This is a genomic window from Defluviimonas sp. D31 (genome assembly GCF_033436765.1).
GTDB lineage: Bacteria > Pseudomonadota > Alphaproteobacteria > Rhodobacterales > Rhodobacteraceae > Albidovulum.
This window is the reverse complement of the sequence record NZ_JAWQFN010000042.1, coordinates 1-5,270: the sequence shown is the minus strand read 5'-3', so window position 1 is coordinate 5,270 and position 5,270 is coordinate 1. Positions and strand designations below refer to the sequence as shown.

Here is a 5,270-nt window from a genome sequence, read left to right as displayed (position 1 = left end):
CCGCAACGGTCATCAACCGGGCGACTCGCAACCCGATTGCCCCATCTCCACAAAGGCAGGATCGCTGTCCCTTATGACGCGCCGAGGCCGCGCCACTCGGCGAGAGCCGGGTTCCTCTGACACCGCCTCGAATTGGTCTGACACCTGCCTCGAGTGCCTTTTCGTCCGACGACACATCGATTGCACGGAAGGCCGTCGAGGTGACACATATCAATCATGTGCCCCTTCTTTCAGGTGAATCTGCCCAGGTTAGATCGGGGGAAATGTCATGGTAGTAAAACACTACCTGAAGATCGAGCGCGCCACGCATCTGAACCGCAGCGAAGTTGCGCGGCTCGGCAGCGCGATACTTTTCATCGTGGCCGTGATTATCTTTACCGGTGCCCGCTTCGGCCATATTGAGCAGGCCTACCTGCTCATCGCCGCAGCCGTGATCGGCGCCTACATGGCGATTAATATCGGCGCCAACGATGTCGCGAACAATGTCGGTCCGGCCGTCGGTTCCTTCGCACTGAGCCTGACGGGCGCGATCCTGATCGCTGCGGTCTTCGAGGCCGCCGGTGCGATCATTGCGGGTGGCGATGTCGTCAAGACGGTCAAGAACGGTATCATCGACCCCGACGACATACCCAACTCCGACCAATATGTATGGGTGATGATGGGCGCGCTGGCCGGCGCCGCAATCTGGCTGAATTGCGCCACGTGGCTCGGGGCGCCGGTCTCGACCACCCATTCGATCGTCGGTGGCGTGATGGGCGCCGGCATCGCCTCCGCCGGATGGGACATCGTCAACTGGCACTCTGTCACAAGCATCGCGATGAGCTGGGTGATATCGCCGGTCATGGGTGGAGTGATTGCAGCTGGACTCCTCTTGATCCTTAAGCTGCTCGTGTTGTTCCGCGACGACCCGCTCGAACAGGCCGAGAGGGTAGTGCCCGTAATGATCGGTTTGATGGGCTGGGCGTTCACCACCTATGTCGTGCTCAAGGGTATCAAACAGATCGTCGCGGTCTCGTTCCCCGTCGCGATGATCCTGGGGATAGTTGTGGGGATATTCGTTTTCGTCCTGGTCCGCCCCCTGATCGTTCGTGCGCGCCCGCGCCTGACCCAGGACCGGGACGGGGTGAACCGCCTGTTCACGATACCGCTTGTCTTTGCCGCGGCGCTTCTCAGCTTCGCACACGGCGCCAACGACGTCGCGAACGCGGTGGGGCCGCTCGCGGGCGTGGTCGACGTCCTGTCGGCGGGCGAGGGAGGGGGCAAGGTCGCGATACCCTTCTGGGTGATGGCCATCGGCGCGCTCGGGATCTCCGTGGGGCTCGCGCTCTTCGGCCCGAAGCTCATTCGCACCGTCGGGTCAGAGATAACCGAGTTGGATCGGGCGCGGGCCTTCTGCATCGCTCTTTCTGCGGCAATCACAGTGATCATCGCGAGCCAGTTCGGCATGCCGATAAGTTCGACCCATGTGGCACTCGGCGCAGTCTTCGGCGTGGGGTTCCTGCGCGAATGGCTCGACCAGCGGATTAGCAAGGTCGCGGAATCGGTCCTGGCCCTCCATGTCGGCGAGCCAGATTTCGCCGAGGTAGAAGCGGTGCTAATGGAGTTCCGAAACGCGCCGGTCGACGAAAAGAGGCGAATCCTGAAAGCGCTTAAGGATATGGGCTCCGAAGCGGTCATCACTGCCGCGCAAAGGAAGGAGCTGCAAAAGGCGCTGAAACGGCAACTCGTGAGCCGCTCGTCGCTTCTCAAGATCCTCTCGGCTTGGGTGATCACGCTGCCCGTCTCGGCGTTTCTCGCGGCACTTTTTTACTTTGTCCTGCGCGGTATGCTCCTGCCATGAGGAAATGCCGCGAATGAAGAAGTATTACCTCCCGGTCGCCATCGGGGCGCTGGTTGTAGCCTTCTGGCTAAAACCTGAGGTGCAGGAGATCGCAGCGGGCGTCGCGATCTTTCTCTTTGGCATGCTGATGCTCGAAGACGGGTTCAAGAACCTTGGCGGCGGAATCCTCGAACATATGCTTGAACGCGCGACCCGATCAACGTTGGACTCGATCCTCTTCGGAATCGTCTCGACGACGCTGCTGCAGTCAAGTTCACTTGTCTCCGTCATCACTATCTCGTTCCTCAGCGCGGGGCTTATTTCGCTCATCGGCGGGGTCGGGATCGTCTTCGGTGCGAACATCGGCACGACAACCGGGGCATGGCTGGTCGCGGGGCTCGGTCTAAAGGTCAACATTGCCGCCTATGCGATGCCAATGCTCGCGATCAGCATCGTGCTTGTGTTCCAGAAGTCGAAGCTTCTCAGGGGGATCGGCTTCGCGCTGGGCGGGCTCGGCTTTCTGTTTCTCGGCATCCATCATATGAAGGAAGGGTTCGAGGCGTTTAGGGACCAGATCGACCTGTCGCGCTACGCGCTTCCGGGACTGGTCGGGCTCGTCGCTTATACGCTACTCGGCACTGTCGCGACGGTCGTAATGCAGTCGAGCCATGCGACAATGGTGCTGATCATTACTGCACTCTCCGCCGGTCAGATCACCTATGACAACGCCCTGGCCCTTTCGATCGGGGCCAACATAGGCACGACCATCACCGCGATAATTGGGGCGCTCGGCGCGAACTACCAAGGAAAGCGGCTCGCGCTCGCGCATCTGATCTTCAACGTGGTAACGGCTGCGGTGGCAATCGTCTTCATCACGCCGCTGCGGGAAGTCGTAGAATTTATCAGCGCGAATGTCGGGATCTCGGATGGCGACTACGCGCTGAAGCTTGCCGTCTTCCACACCACCTTCAATGTGCTCGGCGTCGTGCTTGTGGTGCCGTTTCTCCGCAACCTCATCGCCTTCCTCGAGCGGCGGATCGTCGAGCCCGAGCCGGACGTAAGCCGTCCACGTTTTCTCAACGAGGCGGTCGATGAGTTTCCGCAGACGCTGGAAAACGCTTTGCGTCAAGAGGTTAAGCACCTTTATGATAACGCCGTGGAGCTGATCTTGCATGGCCTCAACCTCCACCCCCACGAAATCTACGAGACCGATAATATTGCCGGGACGGTCCTTAGAAGCCGCCGACCGATCGATCTCGACATCGACGAAAGCTACGAGCATCGGATCAAGACCCTCTATTCGGCGATCGTCGACTACAGTACACGCGCGGGCGACAAGCGGACTCCGCGGGAATTCTCCGACCGGATCTACGCCCTCCGCGACATTGCGAGCGGGATCGTCCAGGCGGTGAAATCCGTGAAACACCTGAGAAAGAACGTCATCCGCTACACGGCGCGCAAGCAGGGCACTGTGACCGAGCTCTATGATGGACTGCGCACCGAAATCGCACGGATCATCGTCGAGATCCACAAGCTCGACCTTGCCGAGCCGGATGAGCGCAGCGCGCTCTGGCTCGATCAGGAGCGGGCCCAGGTCGAAGAGGGCGCAGTCAGCACGTCGCGCCGCATCGACGAACTGATCCGCAAACACGAAATCAGTGCCCCATCCGCAACCTCGTTCCTAAACGATTCAGGATACGCTTACGACGCGATGCGCGACCTGATCGCAGCAGCGCGCAGCTATTATATCGAACGGGAGAGCGCGATGGCCGAAGTTGAGCAGTTGCTCATCCTTGAAGACGACGAACTCGACGAGGTAGTGCGGAGCAAGAATGCGAGGCGGGGTGAAGCAAATGCGGCGAGGCTACGTAACAATGATGTTGCAGAGAGAGGATAGAATGCAACCGACGCGGCATGTTCTGGAGTTTCTCTGATGGGGTTAAAGAGACTGTCCAAGAAGATTTCCTGCTACAAAGAGCGTTTCGAGCAGGGCAGGGCAGACGAGATCAAGCCCGACCATGTCATCAAGGTTCTGAGCAAGCTCAAAGCAAAGAAAGCCGCCTTGGCCGAAGAGATTGCTGCCGCCAGGACTGACGACAAGTTGCAGCGTCTCGAACGGAAACTAAAAATCGCTAACGAGCACATAACCCGCGCAGAATGGCTCTTGCGCGAGTTCACGGATAAACCCGTCCGCGAGGAAGCCAAGTAAGGCAGACTGCAGTCGACGAGTCCTCTTTTTTCGCCCAAGGGCGTTGTTGCAAGATGTCCGCCGTCAGCGCCTGTGGGCCATTTTGACGTGATTGCGTAACGGAGGATTGCCCACACACTCCAATGCTACGAGTGGCTTCCTACTGATCGAGACGCGCCACTAAATGTCCCACGCCGGTGTCGACNTGTCCGCCGTCAGCGCCTGTGGGCCATTTTGACGTGATTGCGTAACGGAGGATTGCCCACACACTCCAATGCTACGAGTGGCTTCCTACTGATCGAGACGCGCCACTAAATGTCCCACGCCGGTGTCGACCAGATTAGCCGGCGCCGGTTCATGTCCGAGCAGACGGACCGGGCTCGGCACATCTCCCGACAGCCGCGCCGAGGTCGGGCGGGTGATCGTCGGGTCGGGAACCGGAACGGCCTCGATGAGGCGCCTTGTATGGGGATGCTGGGGATTGCCGAAGATCTGCGCGCGGCTGCCCATCTCGACGATCTGGCCCAGATACATCACGCCGACCCGGTCCGAGAAATTCTCGACCACCGCCATGTCATGGCTGATGAAGAGGAAGGCGATGCCGATTTCCTTCTGCTGCTCTGACCCCCGACGTTCATCCAACTGAAAACAGAGCCGGCGTGTGACAATTGCCCGCTTGCGCGGAGGGAGCAATGGGCGATCGGCGGAACGCGTCCGTTTCGTGGAGCCGATCGCCCATTGCGGCGAGTTGGGCGGCGTAGGCTGCGGGGGTCTGGTAGCCGATCGCCGAATGGGGCCGGGCGGCGTTGTAGTCGGTGACCCAGGCGGCGATGACGCTGCGGGCGTGGTCGAGGCCGAAGAACAGGGTCTCGTTCAAGGGTGGTGTCAGACCAATTCGAACCCGTCTCCACAAGGGCAGGATCGCTGTCCCTTATGACGCGCCGAGGCCGCGCCACTCGGCGAGAGCAGCGGCGCGGTTCTTCTTGAAATTTACCCTCGAGTAGAAGCTGCGCTCCGAGTTGAAATGGTTGAAGACGGAGGCGTGGACGGCGGCGAACATCTGCAGACTTCGCATCCGCCGAAATCGCTGCATTGCCCGTTCTCGCCGTCGGAACGGCAGGTGCGAATTCTCCGCCCGATTGTTGAGCCAGCGACGAGTTGCCTGGCGGTCGGTCGCACCAACCTCCCTCAATGCGGCGCTATAGGAGCGCAGCTTGTCGGTGACGAAAATGTGCGGTCGACCATAGCGCTTCATTGATTTCT

The 5,270-nt window shown here is 60.0% G+C and carries 5 protein-coding genes and 1 pseudogene; 3 read left to right on the top strand and 3 right to left on the bottom strand.

Going from position 1 to position 5,270, the window contains the following annotated elements:
* Nucleotides 1–268: 268 nt before the first annotated feature.
* The 3 genes from R5H32_RS20580 to R5H32_RS20570 are packed head-to-tail and all read left to right on the top strand — an operon-like array spanning nucleotide 269 to nucleotide 4,028.
* Nucleotides 269–1,840 (top strand): inorganic phosphate transporter, encoded by a 1,572-nt coding sequence (locus R5H32_RS20580; protein WP_318340511.1) that lies wholly within the window; start codon nucleotides 269–271, stop codon nucleotides 1,838–1,840.
* Between the two features lie 13 nt (nucleotides 1,841–1,853).
* Nucleotides 1,854–3,716, top strand: coding sequence for a Na/Pi symporter (locus tag R5H32_RS20575; protein WP_318340510.1), 1,863 nt, complete (start codon nucleotides 1,854–1,856; stop codon nucleotides 3,714–3,716).
* Between the two features lie 36 nt (nucleotides 3,717–3,752).
* A complete protein-coding gene (locus tag R5H32_RS20570; protein WP_318340509.1) occupies nucleotides 3,753–4,028 on the top strand; it encodes a hypothetical protein in 276 nt (91 codons plus the stop codon).
* Between the two features lie 270 nt (nucleotides 4,029–4,298).
* On the opposite strand, the gene R5H32_RS20565 is transcribed toward R5H32_RS20570, so the two are convergent.
* From R5H32_RS20565 to R5H32_RS20555, 3 genes and pseudogenes are all read right to left on the bottom strand, one after another.
* Nucleotides 4,299–4,649 carry an oligopeptide/dipeptide ABC transporter ATP-binding protein gene (locus tag R5H32_RS20565; protein WP_318340508.1) on the bottom strand — a complete coding sequence of 117 codons (351 nt, stop codon included), beginning with the start codon at nucleotides 4,647–4,649 and terminating at the stop codon, nucleotides 4,299–4,301.
* Nucleotides 4,650–4,752: 103 nt separating this feature from the next.
* Nucleotides 4,753–4,884, bottom strand: a pseudogene (locus tag R5H32_RS21020) (integrase core domain-containing protein); the annotation flags it as partial.
* Nucleotides 4,885–4,938: 54 nt separating this feature from the next.
* The coding region (locus R5H32_RS20555; protein ID WP_318340507.1) for a DDE-type integrase/transposase/recombinase at nucleotides 4,939–5,270 on the bottom strand (332 nt) is incomplete at its 5' end.